The 18,326-nt window shown below is 60.1% G+C and carries 16 protein-coding genes; 4 read left to right on the top strand and 12 right to left on the bottom strand.

Annotated elements, in window-relative coordinates:
• The first annotated feature begins 33 nt into the window (after nt 1–33).
• Entirely contained in the window at nt 34–912 is an 879-nt protein-coding gene (locus tag AC1DUP_RS02520) for a DMT family transporter (RefSeq protein WP_477831995.1), read from the top strand.
• A gap of 52 nt (nt 913–964) precedes the next feature.
• On the opposite strand, the gene AC1DUP_RS02515 is transcribed toward AC1DUP_RS02520, so the two are convergent.
• The 5 genes from AC1DUP_RS02515 to AC1DUP_RS02495 form a co-directional block, all read right to left on the bottom strand.
• On the bottom strand, nt 965–1,966 hold the full coding sequence (locus AC1DUP_RS02515; protein WP_477831994.1) for an ABC transporter ATP-binding protein: 1,002 nt from the start codon (nt 1,964–1,966) through the stop codon (nt 965–967).
• Between the two features lie 10 nt (nt 1,967–1,976).
• Nucleotides 1,977–3,044 carry a Gfo/Idh/MocA family protein gene (locus tag AC1DUP_RS02510; RefSeq protein ID WP_113300058.1) on the bottom strand — a complete coding sequence of 356 codons (1,068 nt, stop codon included), beginning with the start codon at nt 3,042–3,044 and terminating at the stop codon, nt 1,977–1,979.
• Nucleotides 3,041–3,883 (bottom strand): carbohydrate ABC transporter permease, encoded by an 843-nt coding sequence (locus AC1DUP_RS02505; RefSeq protein WP_113300057.1) that lies wholly within the window; start codon nt 3,881–3,883, stop codon nt 3,041–3,043. The genes AC1DUP_RS02510 and AC1DUP_RS02505 overlap by 4 nt, the downstream gene beginning before the upstream one ends.
• 13 nt (nt 3,884–3,896) lie before the next feature.
• Nucleotides 3,897–4,841: a carbohydrate ABC transporter permease gene (locus tag AC1DUP_RS02500; protein ID WP_477831993.1), complete on the bottom strand. Its 945-nt coding sequence runs from the start codon at nt 4,839–4,841 to the stop codon at nt 3,897–3,899.
• Nucleotides 4,842–5,030: 189 nt separating this feature from the next.
• On the bottom strand, nt 5,031–6,290 hold the full coding sequence (locus tag AC1DUP_RS02495; protein WP_477831992.1) for an ABC transporter substrate-binding protein: 1,260 nt from the start codon (nt 6,288–6,290) through the stop codon (nt 5,031–5,033).
• Nucleotides 6,291–6,819: 529 nt separating this feature from the next.
• On the opposite strand from AC1DUP_RS02495, the gene AC1DUP_RS02490 reads away from it, so the two are divergent.
• Nucleotides 6,820–7,704, top strand: a complete 885-nt coding sequence (locus tag AC1DUP_RS02490) for a glucosamine kinase nucleotide-binding domain-containing protein (RefSeq protein WP_477831991.1) — start codon at nt 6,820–6,822, stop codon at nt 7,702–7,704.
• Nucleotides 7,701–8,465, top strand: coding sequence for a GntR family transcriptional regulator (locus AC1DUP_RS02485; protein WP_113308039.1), 765 nt, complete (start codon nt 7,701–7,703; stop codon nt 8,463–8,465). The genes AC1DUP_RS02490 and AC1DUP_RS02485 overlap by 4 nt, the downstream gene beginning before the upstream one ends.
• 127 nt (nt 8,466–8,592) lie before the next feature.
• Here the strand turns inward: AC1DUP_RS02485 and metH are convergent, their stop codons facing one another.
• Nucleotides 8,593–12,366, bottom strand: coding sequence for a methionine synthase (gene metH / locus AC1DUP_RS02480; RefSeq protein ID WP_477831990.1), 3,774 nt, complete (start codon nt 12,364–12,366; stop codon nt 8,593–8,595).
• Between the two features lie 173 nt (nt 12,367–12,539).
• Here metH and AC1DUP_RS02475 point away from each other — a divergent pair, with 173 nt between their 5' ends.
• Nucleotides 12,540–13,784, top strand: coding sequence for an AGE family epimerase/isomerase (locus tag AC1DUP_RS02475; protein ID WP_477831989.1), 1,245 nt, complete (start codon nt 12,540–12,542; stop codon nt 13,782–13,784).
• A 9-nt stretch (nt 13,785–13,793) separates the two neighbouring features.
• Here the strand turns inward: AC1DUP_RS02475 and AC1DUP_RS02470 are convergent, their stop codons facing one another.
• The 6 genes from AC1DUP_RS02470 to AC1DUP_RS02445 all read right to left on the bottom strand — a co-directional run bounded on the left by AC1DUP_RS02470 (nt 13,794) and on the right by AC1DUP_RS02445 (nt 18,210).
• Nucleotides 13,794–14,417, bottom strand: coding sequence for a DUF2799 domain-containing protein (locus AC1DUP_RS02470; protein ID WP_113300050.1), 624 nt, complete (start codon nt 14,415–14,417; stop codon nt 13,794–13,796).
• 120 nt (nt 14,418–14,537) lie between these two features.
• On the bottom strand, nt 14,538–15,026 hold the full coding sequence (locus AC1DUP_RS02465; protein ID WP_113300049.1) for a heme-degrading domain-containing protein: 489 nt from the start codon (nt 15,024–15,026) through the stop codon (nt 14,538–14,540).
• Between the two features lie 90 nt (nt 15,027–15,116).
• Nucleotides 15,117–15,728, bottom strand: coding sequence for a flavin reductase family protein (locus tag AC1DUP_RS02460; RefSeq protein ID WP_113300048.1), 612 nt, complete (start codon nt 15,726–15,728; stop codon nt 15,117–15,119).
• A gap of 2 nt (nt 15,729–15,730) precedes the next feature.
• A complete protein-coding gene (locus AC1DUP_RS02455; RefSeq protein ID WP_477831988.1) occupies nt 15,731–16,474 on the bottom strand; it encodes an aspartate/glutamate racemase family protein in 744 nt (247 codons plus the stop codon).
• Between the two features lies 1 nt (nt 16,475).
• Nucleotides 16,476–17,297: an ABC transporter permease gene (locus AC1DUP_RS02450; protein WP_115034366.1), complete on the bottom strand. Its 822-nt coding sequence runs from the start codon at nt 17,295–17,297 to the stop codon at nt 16,476–16,478.
• A gap of 1 nt (nt 17,298) precedes the next feature.
• Nucleotides 17,299–18,210, bottom strand: coding sequence for an ABC transporter permease (locus AC1DUP_RS02445; protein ID WP_113300045.1), 912 nt, complete (start codon nt 18,208–18,210; stop codon nt 17,299–17,301).
• Nucleotides 18,211–18,326 lie beyond the last annotated feature (116 nt).

Raw genomic sequence — 18,326 nt, 5'->3', positions numbered from 1 at the left:
ACGGCTTTGCGCACCGAAGCGATGCCACAATCAATGTCGGCGAAGGATTGGGGCCAACTTGTGCTCCTGGGCGCATTTTGGGGCGGGTCCTTCTTCTTCGCCCGCATCGCCGTGTCCGAAATTCCGCCTTTGGCACTCGTGCTTTATCGCGTGGCGATTGCCGCGCTGGTCCTGCATCTCTGGTTAAGGTTGCGAGGCATTTCCTTCGCGCCCGTTCTTGCCCGGCCCGGCTCTTTCCTGTGTCTCGCCCTGCTCAACAACGTCATTCCGTTCTCGCTGATCTTCACTGGCCAAACGGAAATCGGCGCCGGCCTCGCCTCGGTGTTCTATGCAACAACACCTCTTTGGACGATCCTCGTAGCAAACGCGCTGACACAGGATGAAAAGATCTCAACCCCGAAGATCGCAGGCGTCGCGATCGGCATCGCAGGCGCCGCCGTCATGATCGGCCCTGGGCTTCTATCCAATCTTGGCGGCCCCACATGGGCAAAACTCGCAGTCATCGGAGCCGCCGTCTCCTACGCCTTAGCCGTGGTCTACGCCAAGCGCTTCAAAGGCATAAGCCCGACGGTGGTCGCGACCGGCCAACTGACAGGCTCCACCATCCTCATGCTGCCGATCGTTTTCTTTCTCTACAGCCCGGCCGACATCGTCACATCGTCTGTTCCGATATGGATGGCCGTGCTGGTTCTCGCGATCCTCACCACCGCCTTCGCCTTCATTCTGTATTTCAATCTTATCGCCTCGGCCGGAGCGACCAATGCTTCCCTAGTGACGCTGCTGGTGCCGATCAGCGCGATTTTACTGGGCACGGTCTTTCTCGGCGAAAAACTTGAGACGTTCGAGTTTGGCGGAATGATCCTGATCATGGCGAGCCTGATCATCATCGATGGCAGGCTTTTGCGGCGTTGACTCGAACGAAAAAGCCCCGCTCTCCAGCAGGGCTATTTCATTCCGGTTGCAATCAGCGGATTGCCTGATCGTTCGCATCGAAACGATGGACGTGACTTCCGTCAGGCGTAGCATAGACGATCTCATCCGGCTCATACTTGTGCTCGCCGAAGAGGCGCGCGGTCAGCAGGCCGCACTGCTCGGATTCCAGATAGACGATGGTGTCAGCGCCAAGATGCTCGACATGCACGGTCTTTGCCTTCCAGGTGCCGCTGTCGCGCGACAGCGTCAGATGCTCGGGACGAATGCCGACCGTCTTTGCCTCTGCATCGCTGACCTTGTCGCCAGGGATGAAATTCATCTGCGGCGAGCCGATGAAGCCCGCAACGAAGGTATTGGCCGGTCGATTGTAAAGCTCCATAGGCGAACCGATCTGCTCGATTGCGCCGGCATTCAGCACCACGATCTTGTCAGCAAGCGTCATGGCTTCGACCTGGTCATGGGTGACGTAGATCATCGTCGCCTTGAGACTGCGGTGCAGGCGGGCGATCTCAAGGCGGGTCTGCACGCGCAGCGCCGCATCAAGATTGGAGAGCGGCTCATCGAACAGGAAGAGTTCCGGTTCGCGCACGATCGCGCGGCCGATCGCCACGCGCTGGCGCTGGCCACCCGAAAGTTCGGCTGGGCGGCGGGCCAGATATTGTTCCAGCGACAGCATCGAGGACGCCTCGGAGACGCGCTTTTCGATTTCGTCCTTCGCAGTACCCGCCTGCTTGAGGCCAAGGCCCATATTGTCCTTCACCGTGAGGTGCGGATAAAGCGCATAGGACTGGAACACCATGGCAATACCGCGCTTGGCCGGCGGTGTCAGTGTCTCATCACGTCCGTTGATGATGACGGCACCCGAGGTCACATCTTCCAGACCGGCAATGCTGCGCAGCAGGGTCGATTTTCCGCAGCCGGAAGGGCCGACGAAGATGACGAATTCGCCGTCCTGGACCTCGAGGTCGATGCCCTTCAGCACTTCGTGCTTGCCATAGGCCTTGCGGATGGATTTGAGTTGAAGCGATCCCACTAGTCTTTCCTTATAGTCTAACCGGTCGGCCGGTGCGCACGCTTTCGTCAGCGGCAAGGCAGATGCGCAGCGAGGCCACGGCGTCATCCATATGGCGGTTAAGGTCCAGATCCTCGCGGATGGCGCGCAGCATGAAGGCCTGTTCCAAGTCGCACAGCGCCTGGTGACCGGGCTCGCCTTCCATCGTCATGTCCTGATCGGGACGGATGAACTTGCCGTCAGGCCCGGTCTCTGCCGTGTGCAGCCGGATGACGGAGGTCTTGGTATGCGTGTCGATATCATCCGACTTCGCCTTCGGATCCATGACGATGGAAACGGCGCCATTTGGCGACATCACATCCTTCACGAAGAAGGCGGTCTCGGAGATCATCGGTCCCCAGCCGGCCTCGTACCAGCCGACCGAACCGTCTTCATACAGCACCTGCAGGTGACCGTAATTATACATGTCGGGCGCGATCTCGTTCGACAGGCGCAGGCCCATGCCACGCACCTCGACCGCCTTGGCATCGGTGATCTGGCACATGACGTCGACATAGTGGACGCCGCAATCGACGATCGGCGAAGTCGTCTGCATCAGCGACTTGTGCGTCGCCCAGGTCGGCCCGCTGGACTGCTGATTGAGGTTCATGCGGAAGACATAGGGGCCGCCGAGCTTCCTTGCTTCCTCGATCAGCTTCTTCCAGGATGGATGATGGCGGAGGATATAGCCGATGACCAGCTTCTTGCCGGCCTTCTTCGCCGCAGCCACGACGCGTTCCGCATCGGCAACGGTTGTTGCCAGCGGCTTTTCAACGAACACGTCACAGCCTGCCTCGAAGGCGGCAACGGCGTAATCGGCGTGGCTGTCGGAATAGGTATTGATCGAGCAGAGATCCGGCTTCAATTCGACAAGTGCGCCCATGAAGTCAGGATGGATCGTGTACTGTTCGAGTTCCGGCGCAAGCTGCGACGGCTTGGAGCGGTTGACGAGACCGACGATCTCGAAGCCCGGATTGTTGTGATAGGCGAGTGCATGGCTGCGGCCCATATTGCCGAGGCCGGCGACGAGAACGCGGATCGGCTTTTCGGATTGGCTCACTTGACGGCTCCCGAGGTAATGCCGCGGATCAGCTGCCGCGAGAAGATGACATAAAGGACGAGGATCGGCAGGATCGCCAGCGACAGCGCCGCCAGAACCGCGTTCCAGTTGGTGACGAACTGGCCGATGAAAATCTGGGAGCCGAGTGTCACGGTCTTGGTGGCTTCCGACGGCGCCAGGATCAGCGGGAACCACAGGTCGTTCCAGATCGGGATCATCGTGAAGACGGCAACCGTCGCCATGGCCGGCCGCACCAGCGGCAGCACGAGGCGGAAGAAGATCGCATATTCCGAGAGGCCGTCGATGCGTCCGGCATTTTTCAGGTCGTCGGACACGGTGCGCATGAATTCTGACAGGATGAAGATAGCAAGCGGTATCCCCTGCGCCGTATAGACGAGGATCAGCGCCGTCAGCGTGTTGACGAGGCCGCTCGCGACCATGCCCTGCAGGATGGCGACCGTGCCAAGGCGGATCGGGATCATGATGCCGATCGCCATGTAGAGGCCCATCACCATATTACCGCGGAAACGGTATTCCGACAGCGCAAAGGCAGCCATCGCCCCGAACAGCAGCACGAGGAAGATCGCGACGATCGTCACGATGAAGCTGTTCTGGAAATAGGCGGCAAAATCGCCCTGCCCCAGCACCGTCTGATAGCCGACGAGGCTGAAAGTGGAAGGCGTCGGCACCTGCAGCGGCGACCGGAAGATCGCGTTGCGGTCCTTGAGCGAATTGATGATCGTCAGGAACACCGGGAAGATGGCGATCAGCGTGTAGCCGATCAGCGCCAGATGCACGAGGCCGGTGCGGATGGGGGATGTGCGCGCTCTGTTCGACATGGGCTCACACTCCTCAGAACTGGTAGCGGCGCATGCGCCGCTGGATAGCGAAAAGGTAGAAGGACACGCCGGCTAAGATGATGAGGAACATCACCGTCGCGATCGTCGCACCCATGGAGCGGTCGCCGAGCTGCAACTGGAACCCGAAGAAAGTGCGATAAAGCAGCGTCCCCAGAATATCCGTCGACATATCAGGGCCGGCAAGCGCACCCTGCACCGTATAGATCAAGTCGAAAGCATTGAAATTGCCGACGAAGGTCAGGATCGAGATGATACCGATTGCCGGCAGGATCAGCGGCAGCTTGATCTTCCAGAACTGCGCCCAGCCGGTAATGCCGTCGCATTCGGCAGCCTCGATAACTTCCTCGGGAATGCTGAGAAGAGCCGCATAGATCAGCATCATCGGAATGCCGATATATTGCCAATTGGAGATCAGCGACACCGCGACGAGCGCCGGACCGGACTGGCCGAGCCAGGGCGCAAAGGCCCATTTCATACCGACGAGGCTCATCAGCCAGGGCGCAACACCCCATATCGGAGAGAGGATCAGCTTCCAGATGAAGCCGACGATGACGAAGGACAGCAGCGTCGGCAGGAAGATCGCCGTTCGGTAAAAGGCAACGAAGCGCAGCTTCGGTGTCGAAAGGAGTGCCGCAAGCGCAATCCCGATCGGATTCTGCACGCACATATGAATGGCGAAGAAGATCAGGTTATTGCGGAGTGCGTTCCAGAAATCATGTGCCCAGCGCGCATCGCCGAAGAGAACCTTGTAATTGGCAAAGCCAACGAAGGCAGGGGCGCCATCGACCGTATTGTAGAAGGAGAGCCGGAGCGTTTCGATCAGCGGCAGGACCATGATCGCCGAATAGACGATGAATGCCGGAAGAAGGAAGATTCCGATATGCCGGCGTACGGGACGCTTGATCGGTTCAGGAATTGCCGATGTCTGATCGGTCATTACTTGGCTCGCTTTTGGCTTCGTTCTCTCCCTCATCCCTGCTTGTGACAGGGATCGAGCAGCACCGCTTCAGCGGTGCGGGAGACTCTTTCACGCGAAAGACTTTGCGTGGCTAGGTTCCTGCGGCATCCCACGAGGATACAGGAACGAGGGCGGCAACCGGATTGCCACCCTCCTTCATGCTTTGGCTTACTTGGCCGGCTTGTACCAGCTGTCGAGGCCCTTCTGGAGCTTTTCGGCAGCAACGGCCGGGGTGTCCGTGCCGTTGATGACGTTAGCCGATTCAACCCAGGTCTCGTTTTCGAGGTTCGGCGTGCCGCGCGACAGGATCTGGTAGGTCGAGCGAACGGTCGACTTGTACGGGCCGCGCCAGGAAACGAATTCCTGAGCGAGCGGGTCCGTCATCTTGACCGGGTTGGAGTTCAGGCTGAAGAAGCCCGGTAGCGCATTGGCGTAGATATCCGCGAACTCGGGCGAAGCAACCCAGGCAAGGAACTTCCTGGCTTCTTCCTGGTGCGTGCTCTTCGCGTTCAGGGCAACGCCGATATCCGGATGGTCGGAGATGTAGCCCTGATCGCCAGCCTTCGGAACCGGCGGCGGGAAGGCGCCCATCTTGAACTGCGCCTGCGTGTTGAACAACGCGATTTCCCACGAACCGGCCGGATAGATCGCAGCACGGCCGAGCGTGAAGAGGTTCTGGCTGTCCGAATAGGTCTGCGCTTCGAAACCATCGCCGAGATAGGGCTTCCACTTGGCTAGCTCTTCGTAAGGCTTGACCCAGTCGGCATCGGTCAGCTTCTGCTTGCCGGCGATGAGAGCTTCACGGCCGTCCTCGCCCTTCCAGTAGTTCGGGCCGATGTTCTGGTAGCCCATGGTGGCAGCTTCCCAGAGATCCTTCGTGCCCATGGCGAGCGGAATGTAGGTGCCGTCAGCCTTGATCTTGTCGAGGGCTGCGAAGAATTCGTCTTCCGTCTTCGGAATGGCGATTCCGAGCTTGTCGAAGGCATCCTTGTTGTAGATGAAGCCGTGGATGACCGAAGCCATCGGCACGCAGAAGGTCGACTTGCCGTCGTCGGTCGTCCAGGCGGCCTTCGCCACCGGCGAAAAGTTCTCCATCCCCGGCAGATCGTTCAAGCTTGTCAAATTACCGTTCTTAAACAGCGCCAGCGACTTGTCGAAGGGGCGGCAGGTGATGATGTCACCGGCGCTGCCCGCATCGATCTTGGCAGAGGTTGCAGCATCGTATTCTGTCGGCGCGGTCGGCGAGAAGACGAGCTTGATGCCCGGGTTCTTGGCTTCGAAAGCCGGGATGATCTTCTCCTGCCAGATCTGCAGGTCATCGTTACGCCAGCTTTCGATCGTCAGCGTGACATCGGCGGCATGAACGAGACCGGCTGACGACAGCAGGCTGGAGGCCAGCAGCAAGCTTTTCAGAGCAGTATTTTTCATTTCCCTCTCCTGTTTTAAGCGCCGCTAGGCGCTGTTTTCGATCTGAAACAAGCAATTGGGGTGTCTGAGGAAGCACCCAACGTCCCTTTTAGAGCCGCCAAGATTGCCGGCCCGAAGCTCTATCGACACGGAAGATGATCCCTTCCGGCCTGATGATGCGCCCTCCCGATACGCTGAACCGGGCGCCTGAAAAATAAGAGAAAAGCTAAAGATGCCTCGCATATCCGCAAGCCTTGCCGGCCCTGCGGATCGCTGTCTGCACCTTCCTCGAAACCTGGCCGGCGCTATTTTTCTTTGCCGGTTTTCACATGCCTCGATACGCTGTTCCCTTTTCCGGAATTAAGGCCAAAAAAATACCAATTGTCTAGCCGAAATTAACTTCTGGACGCGAGAAAATTCATAAAAAATTTTTATTGTTTAAAATCAACTGGATAAAAACAAAGAATTTCCCTGACCATTTCCGCTTGGTAAATGGTATTTTTTTGGTATTGTATGAAAAACACAAGGGAACAGCGTATCCGGAGGTCCGATGACGGAACTTGCAATCGGCATAGATGGCGGCGGAACAAGCTGCAGAGCCGCAGTCGCGGACAGAATGGGCAAGGTCATCGGCCACGGCAAAGCCGGGCCTGCCAATATCCTTTCCGATCTGGAAAACTCTCTCGTCAATATCGTCGAATCCGCCCGAGCGGCTCTCAGCAACGCAGGATTCGAAAGTGAAACCGTTTCCACCGTCTCGGCAGTGGTCGGCGTCGCTGGCGCCAATGTCGGCGATTACGCCAAGCGCATCGAAAAGGCCCTGCCCTTCAACAACGGCAAGGTCGTCACCGATGCGCTGATTTCTCTGCAGGGAGCGCTCGGTGACGCCGACGGCATTGTCGGTGCTTTAGGAACCGGCACAGTCTACAACGCGCGCCGTAACGGCAAACTGCATGGTATCGGCGGCTGGGGCTCGATCGTCGGCGATCAGGCAAGCGGCGCCCGCCTCGGCCGCGATCTCCTGGAAAAGTCCTTGCTCGCCTATGACAAGGTTCGCCCCGCCTCATCGCTGACGGACAAGCTCATGGCAGAATACGGCAACGATCCGGAACGCATCGTCGAATTTGCCCATACGGCCCGGCCGGCGGATTTCGCCCGTTACGCCCCCATGGTCTTCGAAGGCGCTCAGGCCGGCGATGCCACTGCAATCGAGATCGTCAAGGAGGCGGCCCGCGCCATCGACGGAAGCCTCGATGCACTGTCATGGGCGGAATGCCCCTCCATCTGCCTGCTTGGCGGACTGGCGAAAGCCTATCATTCCTGGCTTGGCGATCGGCACAAGGCGCTTCTCGCAGAGCCGAAGGCCGATGCGCAACAGGGCGCCGTCGACCTTGCCTTAAAACTTCTGAACGAACGGCAGAGAGGTGCGGCATGACCGACGATCTCGCCTCCATCCTTTCGCCGGAACGCTTGCAGGCCGGCGGCACCGGCCCGCTCTATGTGAAGCTGCGCCGCACGTTGGAAGACGCCGTCCGTACCGGCACGCTCGCCCATGGCGATGCCCTGCCCCCGGAACGCGACATCGCGGAATTTGCAGCCGTCAGCCGCGTTACTGTGCGCAAGGCGATCGATGAACTTGTTGCCGACGGCCTGCTGGTGCGCCGCCACGGCTCCGGCACCTTCGTCGCAAAACCGGTTTCGAAAGTCGAACAGCGCCTGTCGCAGTTGACCTCCTTCACCGAGGATATGGCCCGGCGCGGCATGACCGCCCGCTCCGAATGGCTGCACAAGGGCATCCACACGCCATCGCCCGACGAGATGATGATCCTCGGCCTCGGCACCGACATCAAGGTGTCGCGCCTGTCGCGCCTGCGTATTGCCGACGACGAACCGCTGGCGATCGAACATGCAAGCGTCTCCGGCGAATTCCTGCCCGATCCCTCCTCCGTCACCAACTCGCTCTATGCCGAGCTGGAGCGCCTCGGCGTGCGCCCCGTGCGCGCCGTGCAGCGGATTTCGGCGACCAACATGAAGGAAGCCGACGCCCATCTGCTCGGCGTCCCCGTCGGCCAGGCAGGGCTTTCCATCGAACGTATTTCCTATCTCGGCTCCGGCCGCGCGGTGGAATTCACCCGCTCGCTCTATCGCGGCGACGCCTATGATTTCGTGGCCGAGCTGACGATCGGCGCGACCTGATTTCCGGCCTGGAAATTGCTTCGTTTTCAAAAAGATAAAGCCGGAAAGTGAATCACTTTCCGGCTTTAGCATTCAACTCAATCGACGTTCAAACTGCCGCGCCTAACCGGCGGCGAAGACTCGGTTTTCAGGCCGCGTCTTCGATCTCCTCGTCCACCTTGCGCGGCACATAGTTGAGCACCGGCCCAAGCCAACGTTCGATCTCTGATATCCCCATGCCCTTTCGCTTGGCATAGTCTTCCACCTGATCGCGCTCCACCTTGGCGACGCCGAAGTAATAGGAGTCCGGGTGGCCGATATAGATGCCAGATACGGACGAGCCAGGCCACATCGCATAGCTTTCCGTCAGCTTCACGCCGGCGGCATTCTCCGCATCGAGAAGGGCAAACAGCGTTTTCTTCTCGGTGTGATCGGGCTGTGCCGGATAGCCGGGGGCCGGGCGGATACCGGCATAGGTTTCGGTGATGAGATCTTCGTTAGAGAGCGTCTCGTCCTTGGCATAACCCCAATATTCGCGCCGCACGCGCTCATGCATGCGTTCGGCGAAGGCTTCCGCGAAGCGGTCAGCAAGCGCCTTGACGAGGATCGAGGAATAGTCGTCGTTCGAACGCTCGAAGCGCTCGGCAATGGCGATCTCCTCAAAGCCGGCCGTCACCACGAAGCCGCCAACATAATCCTGCACGCCGCTATCGACAGGTGCCACGAAATCCGAAAGCGCTACGTTCGGGCGGCCATCACGCTTGGAAAGCTGCTGACGCAACGTATAGAAGGTTGCGAGATCCTCCTTGCGGGCTTCATCCTTGAAGAGGCGGATATCGTCGCCGACGGCGCCAGCCGGCCAGAAGCCGATGACGGCACGAGGCCGGAACCACTTCTCGTCGATGATCTTCTTCAGCATCGCTTGGGCGTCGGCCCAGAGAGCCCGCGCAGCTTCACCCTGCTTCTCGTCTTCGAGGATCGCCGGATAGCGGCCGCGCAACTCCCAGGTCTGGAAGAACGGCGTCCAGTCGATGTACTTTGCGAGCTCGGCCAGATCATAATCTTCGAACACCTTGGTGCCGAGGAAACCAGGCCTGGTCGGCTTGTAGGCAGCCCAATCGACCTTCTGCGCATTCTCGCGAGCCCGCGACAAAGGCAGGCGCACCTTTTCGGCTTCGCTGCGCGCATGGGCGGCAGCAACCTTGGCATATTCGGCTCTGATATCGTCGATGTAGCCCTGGCGGTTTTCCGGCGACAGCAGCGAGGAGACGACGCCTACGGCGCGGCTGGCATCCGTCACGTAAATCGTCTGGCCCTTGTTATAGCCCGGATGGATCTTGACGGCGGTGTGAACACGGCTGGTCGTCGCGCCGCCGATCAGCAGCGGGATGTTGAAGCCCTCCCGCTCCATTTCGGCTGCCACATGCACCATCTCGTCGAGCGACGGCGTGATGAGGCCGGAAAGACCGATGACATCGACCTTCTCGGCAACAGCCGTTTCGAGGATCTTCGTTGCCGGCACCATGACGCCGAGGTCGATGATCTCGTAATTGTTGCAGGCGAGCACGACGCCGACGATGTTCTTGCCGATATCGTGCACGTCGCCCTTGACGGTCGCCATCAGGATCTTGCCGGCAGACTTGCGCTCTTCACCACCATTCTGGCGCTTCTCCTCTTCCATGTAGGGGAGGAGAACGGCAACGGCCTGTTTCATGACGCGAGCGGACTTCACCACCTGCGGCAGGAACATTTTGCCCGAGCCGAAGAGATCGCCGACCACGTTCATGCCGGCCATCAGCGGGCCTTCGATCACGTGCAGTGGGCGCGCCGCCTGCTGGCGGGCTTCCTCGGTATCGGCCTCGATATATTCGGTAATGCCGTTGACCAGTGCGTGCTCGAGGCGCTTCTCGACGCTCCACTCGCGCCAGGAGAGATCCTGAACGCGGCCTTCGCGTGCCGCGCCGCCACGGAATTTCTCCGCAACTTCGAGCAGCCACTCGGTGCCATCGGGACGGCGGTTCAGCACCACGTCCTCGCAGGCCTCGCGCAGCTCCGGATCGATATTGTCGTAGACGGCAAGCTGACCGGCATTGACGATGCCCATGTCCATGCCCGCCTGGATGGCGTGGTACAGGAATACGGCATGCATCGCCTCGCGCACCGGCTCATTGCCGCGGAAGGAGAAAGAGAGGTTCGACACACCGCCCGAGATATGGACGAGCGGCATGGTCTTGCGGATCGTGCGCGTCGCCTCGATGAAGTCGACGCCGTAATTATTGTGCTCCTCGATACCGGTCGCGACCGCGAAGATGTTCGGGTCGAAGATGATATCTTCTGGCGGGAAACCGACCTTCTCGGTCAACAGCTTGTAGGCGCGGGTGCAGATGTCCACCTTGCGCTGATAGCTGTCCGCCTGCCCTGTTTCATCGAAGGCCATGACGACCACGGCCGCACCATAATTGTGCACCAGGCGCGCCTGGGCGAGGAAATTCTCCTCCCCTTCCTTAAGCGAGATAGAGTTGACGATCGCCTTGCCCTGCACCCGCTTCAGGCCGGATTCGATGATCGAGAATTTCGACGAGTCGATCATCACGGGCACACGGGCAATGTCCGGTTCGGCAGCGATGAGGTTCAGGAACTCGACCATCGCCTTCTCGGAATCGATCAGGCCTTCGTCCATGTTGATGTCGATCACCTGCGCGCCGTTCTCGACCTGGTCGCGGGCGACGTCGAGCGCTGCCGTAAAATCGGCATTGGTGATCAGCTTGCGGAAGCGGGCCGAACCCGTGACGTTGGTGCGCTCGCCGACATTGACGAAGGGAATGTCCTTGGTCAGCTCGAAGGGCTCGAGGCCCGACAGCGACATGAAGGGCCGGTGCTCGGGAATCGGCCGCGGCTTGTACTTGGCCACCGTCTCGGCGATCATCTTGATATGCTCGGGCGTCGAGCCGCAGCAGCCGCCGACGATATTGACCAGGCCTTCGCGGGCAAAGCTGTCGATCTGTGCCGCCATCAGTTCCGGCGTCTCGTCATACTGACCGAACTCGTTCGGCAGGCCGGCATTCGGGTAAGCGCAGATAAAAGTATCTGCAACGCCCGAAAGCTCCTGCAAATGCGGGCGCATCGCATTTGCGCCGAGCGCGCAGTTGAGGCCGATCGTGAACGGGTTGGCGTGCTGCACCGAGTTCCAGAAGGCCGTCGGTGTCTGGCCTGACAGTGTGCGGCCCGAGAGATCGGTGATCGTACCTGATATCATCACAGGCAGGCGAATGCCCTTGGCCTCGAAACGCTCCTCGCAGGCAAAGATCGCCGCCTTGGCATTCAGCGTATCGAAGATCGTCTCGATGAGGATGATATCGGCGCCGCCATCGATCAGGCCGTCGATCTGTTCGGCATAGGCATCGCGCAGATCGTCGAAGGTAACGGCGCGGAAGCCCGGATTGTTGACGTCGGGCGAAATCGAAGCGGTGCGGTTCGTCGGGCCGATGGCACCGGCGACGAAGCGGCGCTTGCCGTCCTCGCGCTCGGCGCGCTGCGCAGCCCGGCGCACGATTTCGGCGCCTTCCTTGTTCAGCGCATAGACCTCACCTTCCATCGCGTAGTCCGCCTGCGCGATGCGGGTTGAGGAGAAAGTATTGGTTTCCAAGATATCGGCGCCGGCCTTGGCGTATTTATAGTGGATTTCCTCGATCGCATCCGGCTGCGACAGGATCAAGAGGTCGTTATTGCCCTTCTGATGGCAGGCGCAGCCGATGAAACGGTCGCCGCGGAAATGGTCCTCATCGTAGCCCAGACCCTGGATCTGCGTGCCCATGGCCCCGTCAAGAACGAGGATGCGTTCGCTGGCTGCTTGCCTCAGCGCCGCAAACACTTCACTGCCATCACGCTTGCCCCCATCGGGACCAAAGAGATTGTCGAACACGGGAAGGCTCCTTGACGTCATAAGATCGGAAAAGACAAATCACATAAAGATATCTTTATGTCAACATATGCCTGTTGCTTTTAGCCATTACAAGCCTTGGCGGATGACAGACTCGCCCGACCCCTATATAGGCGTTTTCCTAAAGGCATTGTGCACGAATTCGGAGGAGTATCATGGCACCTGCACTCGGCAACTGGTCCACTCGCGCCTATCATCGCGGCTGGCTGCTTTCGCAGGCCAACGGCCTCTTCGATTTCTTCCAGCACAATTCCATCAATCCCAAGGGCGGTTTCTACGACCTTGACGATGCCGGCAAGCCGCTCAATGCCGCAGGCCAGGTGCGGCCGCTCCATATTGCCTCGCGCGCCGTGCACTGCTTCTCGATCGGCACGCTTATCGGCCGCCCGGGTGCCGCCGATGTGGTCGATCACGGCATGAACTACATCTGGAACCACCATCGCGACCGCAAGAACGGCGGTTATTTCTGGTCGCTGGATAACAACGGTCCTGTCGATTCCAACAAGCAGGGTTACGGCCACGCCTTCGTGCTGCTCGCAGCCTCCTCGGCAAAAACGATCGGCCATCCGCTCGCTGACGGCATGCTCGCCGATATCACCGAGGTCCTGAACACGAAGTTCTGGGAAGCCAAGCACGGCGCCATCGCCGAAGAATTCACCGCCGACTGGCAGCCGCTCGATGGCGGCACCTATCGCGGCCAGAACTCCAACATGCATCTGACCGAAGCGCTGATGGCCGCCTTCGAAGCGACCGGCGACCGGGACTACCTGGCCAAGGCCGAAAGCATCACCGACCTCGTTATCCGCCGCTCGGCAGGCTCCGTCGACTGGCGCGTCGCCGAGCATTTCGATGCCGAATGGAACCTCGACAAGGATTACTACCATCCGAACGAAATGTTCCGGCCGGCCGGCACGACACCCGGCCACTGGCTGGAATGGACACGCCTCATCCTGCAGCTCTGGGTACTCGGCGGCAAACGCCTCGAATGGATGCCGGATGCTGCCAAGGCCCTTTTCGAGCAATCCATGGCTCTCGGCTGGGACAATGACAAGGGCGGTTTCTTTTACACGCTCGACTGGGCAGACAAGCCTGCCAAGCGCAACAAGCTCTGGTGGCCGGCCTGTGAGGGTGCGGCTGCCGCGCACTTCCTGAACGAGCACCTGCCGAGTGATTATCACGAGGAAAGCTACCGCAAGATCTGGAATGTGATCGAGCGCAGCTTCATCGATCACGAGAACGGCGGCTGGCATGAGGAACTGACGGAAGACCTCGTGCCCTCGCACTCGCTCTTCCCCGGCAAGGGCGACATCTACCACGCCCTGCAGGCCTGCCTCATCCCGCTTTTCCCGGCGACGGGCAGCCTGACCAAGGGCATTAGCGAAGCCGGCGGCAAGCTCTGAGGCGAAGACTTAGTAGCCCGGCACGACCGGCGGCGCTGCGTTGGGGTTCTGCTGGAACCACTGCACCTCGGCGCTCGCGTCATCGAGTTCGTCCTCGACGTCGCGCTGCTCTCTGCGAATGCGGCGCATATCGTCTTCGAGATCGTCCATCCGCCGGCGGATATCATGCCGGTCTGCATCGGGTGCATCCTTGAGCTTGCGCGACAGCTCGTCGATCTCGGCTTCCTTCGATCCATAATCGCTCTGCAGCGAGCTTAGCCGTGATTGCACCGAATGCTGACGGTTCCCGAGCGTATAGCCTCGCAGGAAGCCTGCAGCCGTCTGCGGCGGGCAGACATTGGAGTAGCCGTGGCCCGCCTGCCCGTGCATCAGGCCGCTCATCGGCGTGCAGTAGCGCACCAGGCCTGCCTGAAAGCCCTGATACCAGATGGTCTGGTCGGGCACAATCTTCACCCGCTCGCAGGATTTGGCGTGCGCGGCAAAACGCTCCTGCGGCTCATAGCCGGCGGCCCCGTCGGATTCGCCGATCACCCGCCAATCGGCGGCGACGCATTCCTCTTTCGAGAGCGTATTGCAGGAGGCGAGGAAGAGGCTGAAACCAATGGCAGCAAAGGCAAAGAGCAAACGTAACATGGTGTCCCGGCGGCAAGTTACAAAACCGGGCGCACCTTATCGTCACGAAATATAATCGTCACCGGGAACGGATCGCGACCTTGCAGTTTTCGTGGCTTTTATTTGTCAAAAATGAGGCACTCAGGCGAGCCTCAGCGTATCCAGATCCTTCGCCAGCATCAGCGCCAGGGCCTCGACCGCGAGATTGTGGTCGTCCCGCTGCGGCAGGCCGGATACGGTGACGGCGCCGATGCAGCCCGTGCCCCTGACGTTGATCGGGAAACTGCCGCCATGCGGCGCATAGTCGGCGCCGGAAAGCCCGTTATCTTCCACCGTCTTGCCCTCCTTCTGCAGCTTCAGCCCGGAAGCGTAGCTGCTGCGGAAATAGCGGAACACCATGTTGCGCTTGCGACGGACCCAATGAACGTTGTCGGGCGTCACACCCGGAAGCGCCGCATAGAAGACCGGCATGGAATGCAGCGTGATATCGATGGCAATGCCGAGGCCGCGCTCTGTGGCAAGTTCCTGCAGGAGCTTGCCGAGCTGCCATGCAGTCGTCAGATCGAAGGCATCGAAGCTCAGCGCCTTTTCCTGTTCCGCGATACGGATCAGATCTTCTTCGATCGACATGGCACGGCTCTCCTCTCAGCGTGATGGTCGGCAGTGACCATTCTCACCCAAAGGGAAAAAGTAAAGCAGAAACTTGGCACTATGCACCGCTCAAAGTTTCGGCGTCAGCATCTCGAAACGGTCGCGGACCGTCGAGCACGTATCGCCACCGAGCCGCGCAATGGCATCGACCATGGCGGGATCCACATGCAATCGCTCGGGGTCGACCACCCCGTCGCGGTAATGCGCATAGACGATCTCGCCCATGATGATCTGCCGTGATTTGCCGAGTTCGAGCGTTATATGCCGGCGGCATTCGAAGGCGGCCGGCGCCTCCTCGACCCAGGGCGAAGCAACCTTCACGCCAGGCATCGCCGTCAGACCCGCCTCTTTCAGCTCATCGACACCACGCGGATATTTGGCGCCGCAGATATGCATGGCCTCGGCAATGGCGAAAGAGACGATGTTGACCGTAAAGACCTCGGTCACGCGGATATTGTGACCCGTATCCTTGAAGGCCATGTCCGGATGGTTTTCAACTCCGATGGCGAGGATCGGCGGATCGGCCGACAGGCAGTTGAAGAAGGAGAAAGGTGCGGCATTGATGCGCCCGTTTTCATCCACCGTCGTCACCAGCGCGATCGGTCGGGGAATGATCGTGCCGATCATCAGCTTGTAGCGCTCGCGCTCGGTCAGCGCGGTGAAATCAAAGGAAACGGACATGTTCAGCCGACCGCCAGAATTGGCGCAAAACCGCTCATCGCACCGGTAAAAGACTTCGGCAGCGGCGAGGCATAGGAGCCGCGCTTGCTGGTGGAGAGCCCCAGCGATACCAGCGCCTCCGCCTGCTTGACGGCAGCAGCCACGCCGTCGATGACGGGCACGCCGTAGAACTCCTGCAGTTCGCGCGCCAGATCCGTCATGCCGGCGCAGCCGAGCACGATCGCCTCTGCGCCATCTTCCGACAGCGCCCTCTCGATTTCCGCCTTCAGCTTGCCGATCGCTCCCGATGCCGCGTCTTCCAGTTCCAGTACCGGAATATCAGAGGCCCTGACCTTCGCCCGCCCGCCCATGCCGTAGCGGCGCACGAGATTGTCGATCAGCACCCGCGAGCGCTCCAGCGTCGTCACGACCGTGAAGCGCTGCGCAAGGAAGCCAGCGGTCGCAACGGCGGATTCGCAGAGACCGAGAACCGGCACATTGGCAAAGGTGCGTGCCGCATCAAGGCCGGTGTCATCGAAACACGCGACGATTGCCGCCTCATAGCCGGTCTGCTGACGCTCTTTCAGCTCCGTCAAGAGGCCGGGGATGGCAAGAGCCCCGTCATAATGCCCCTCGATGGAAACAGGCCCCATGCGCGAGGTCGCGACGATGATCTCGGTGCCGGCGGCGGCAACCGCGCGTGCAGCGGTCGCCGCCTTCTCCGTCATGGAAGCAGTGGTATTGGGATTGACGATCAATATGCGCATGTCAGCTTGTCTTTGCCTGCCGCCGGCCGAGCATCGTCATGATGCCGAGCGTGACGAGAATGATGGTGAAGGAGAAGAGCGTCGTGACCGTACCGAGCGCATAGAGCACCGGCGTCGTGACGTTCGTGGTCATGCCGTAGATTTCGAGCGGCAGCGTATTGTAGGTGCCAGACGTCATCAGCGTGCGGGCGAATTCGTCATAGGAAAGCGTGAAGCCGAACAGGCCGACGCCGATCAGACTTGGCGCGATCATCGGCAACACGACATGTCGGAAGGTCTGCCAGGAGGTCGCGCCAAGATCCCGCGCGGCCTCCTCATATGCCGGCGAGAAACGGTTGAAGACGGCAAACATGATCAGCACGCCGAAAGGCAATGTCCAGGTCAGATGCGCCCCGAAGGCCGAGGAATACCAGGCTGGTCGCAGGCCGCCCTGCTGGTAGACGACGCCAATGCCGAGCGAGATGATGATCGACGGCACGACGAGGCTCGCGACCGTCGCATAAAACAGCACGGAAGAACCGCGGAAACGCCGGCGGAAGGCAAGGCCGGCCATCAGCGAGACAACGACGGTCACGATCATCACCATCAGGCCGAGGATGAACGAGCGCCGGAAGGATGCACCGAAATCACCGACCGCCTGCTTCTCGAAAAGATTGAAGAACCAGTGCGTCGAAACGCCATTCAGCGGGAAGGTCAGGCCACCATCCGGCCCCTGAAACGAGAGGATGACGATCGCAGACAGCGGCCCGTAGAGGAAGAGCACGAAGACGGCGAAGAAGAGTGCGAGGAGGTAGAATTCGAAGGAGCGTTTTTCGCGATACATCCTAGAGCTCCTTGCGAATATCGACAACGCGCAGGATCGCAGCGACCATCAACAGCACGACGGCCAGCAGCACGACGGCGTTGGCGGCGGCCGCCGGATATTGCAACAGCGACATCTGGTTCTTCATCATCAGCGCTACGGAGGCGCTCTGCCCGCCGGACATGACCTGCACGGTGGAGAAATCGGCCATGACGAGCGTGACAACGAAGATTGTGCCGATCGCTATACCCGGCTTGGCAAGCGGGATCACCACGTTCCACAGCACCTGCCAACCGGAGGCGCCGGCATCACGCGCCGCTTCGAAAAGCGAGCGGTCGATTCGCATCAGCGTGTTGAAGATCGGCGTCACCATGAAGAGCGTGTAGAGATGCACCATAGCAAGCACCACGGCGAAATCCGAATAAAGCAGCCATTCCACCGGCTGCGGCACGATACCCATTTCCACCAGCGCCGAATTGACAAGCCCGTTGCGGCCGAGCACCGGGATCCACGAGATCATGCGGATGATGTTCGAGGTCATGAAAGGCACGGTGCAGACGAGGAAGAGGATCATCTGCGTCGAGGTCTTGCGGATATGGAAGGCCAGGAAATAGGCGACCCAGAAGCCGATGAAGAGCGTGAGCGCCCAGACGATGACGGTGAATTTCAACGTGTTGAGATAGGTCTTCCACGTCACCCATGAACCCAGCGTGTCGGTGTAGTTCATGGTCAGGAAGTCGGGATAGATACCGGCGAAATCATAGTCCCAGAAACTGACGACAGTGATCATCAGGATCGGCAGGACGAAGAAGAAGCCGAGGATGGCGATCAGCGGCGTGGCCTGCAGATAGGAGATCGCAGATGGCGCAAGCCGGAAGGCGCGTTTGGGCGCTTCTAGTGCCGGTATCGTCTGCTCTGAAGCGATCGTGGCCATCCTGGTCCTTCCTTCATTGAGGCGAAAGATGGAGAGGCCGCCAAAGACCCCTCCCCAACCCTCCCCACAAGGGGGAGGGAGTTTTCTGCCGCACCCTCTCGAGACTCCCTCCCCCT

This window comes from Rhizobium sp. 01L419, from assembly GCF_056400025.1.
The sequence above is the reverse complement of the archived record's forward strand: the minus strand, read 5'-3'. Positions and strand labels throughout refer to the sequence as shown.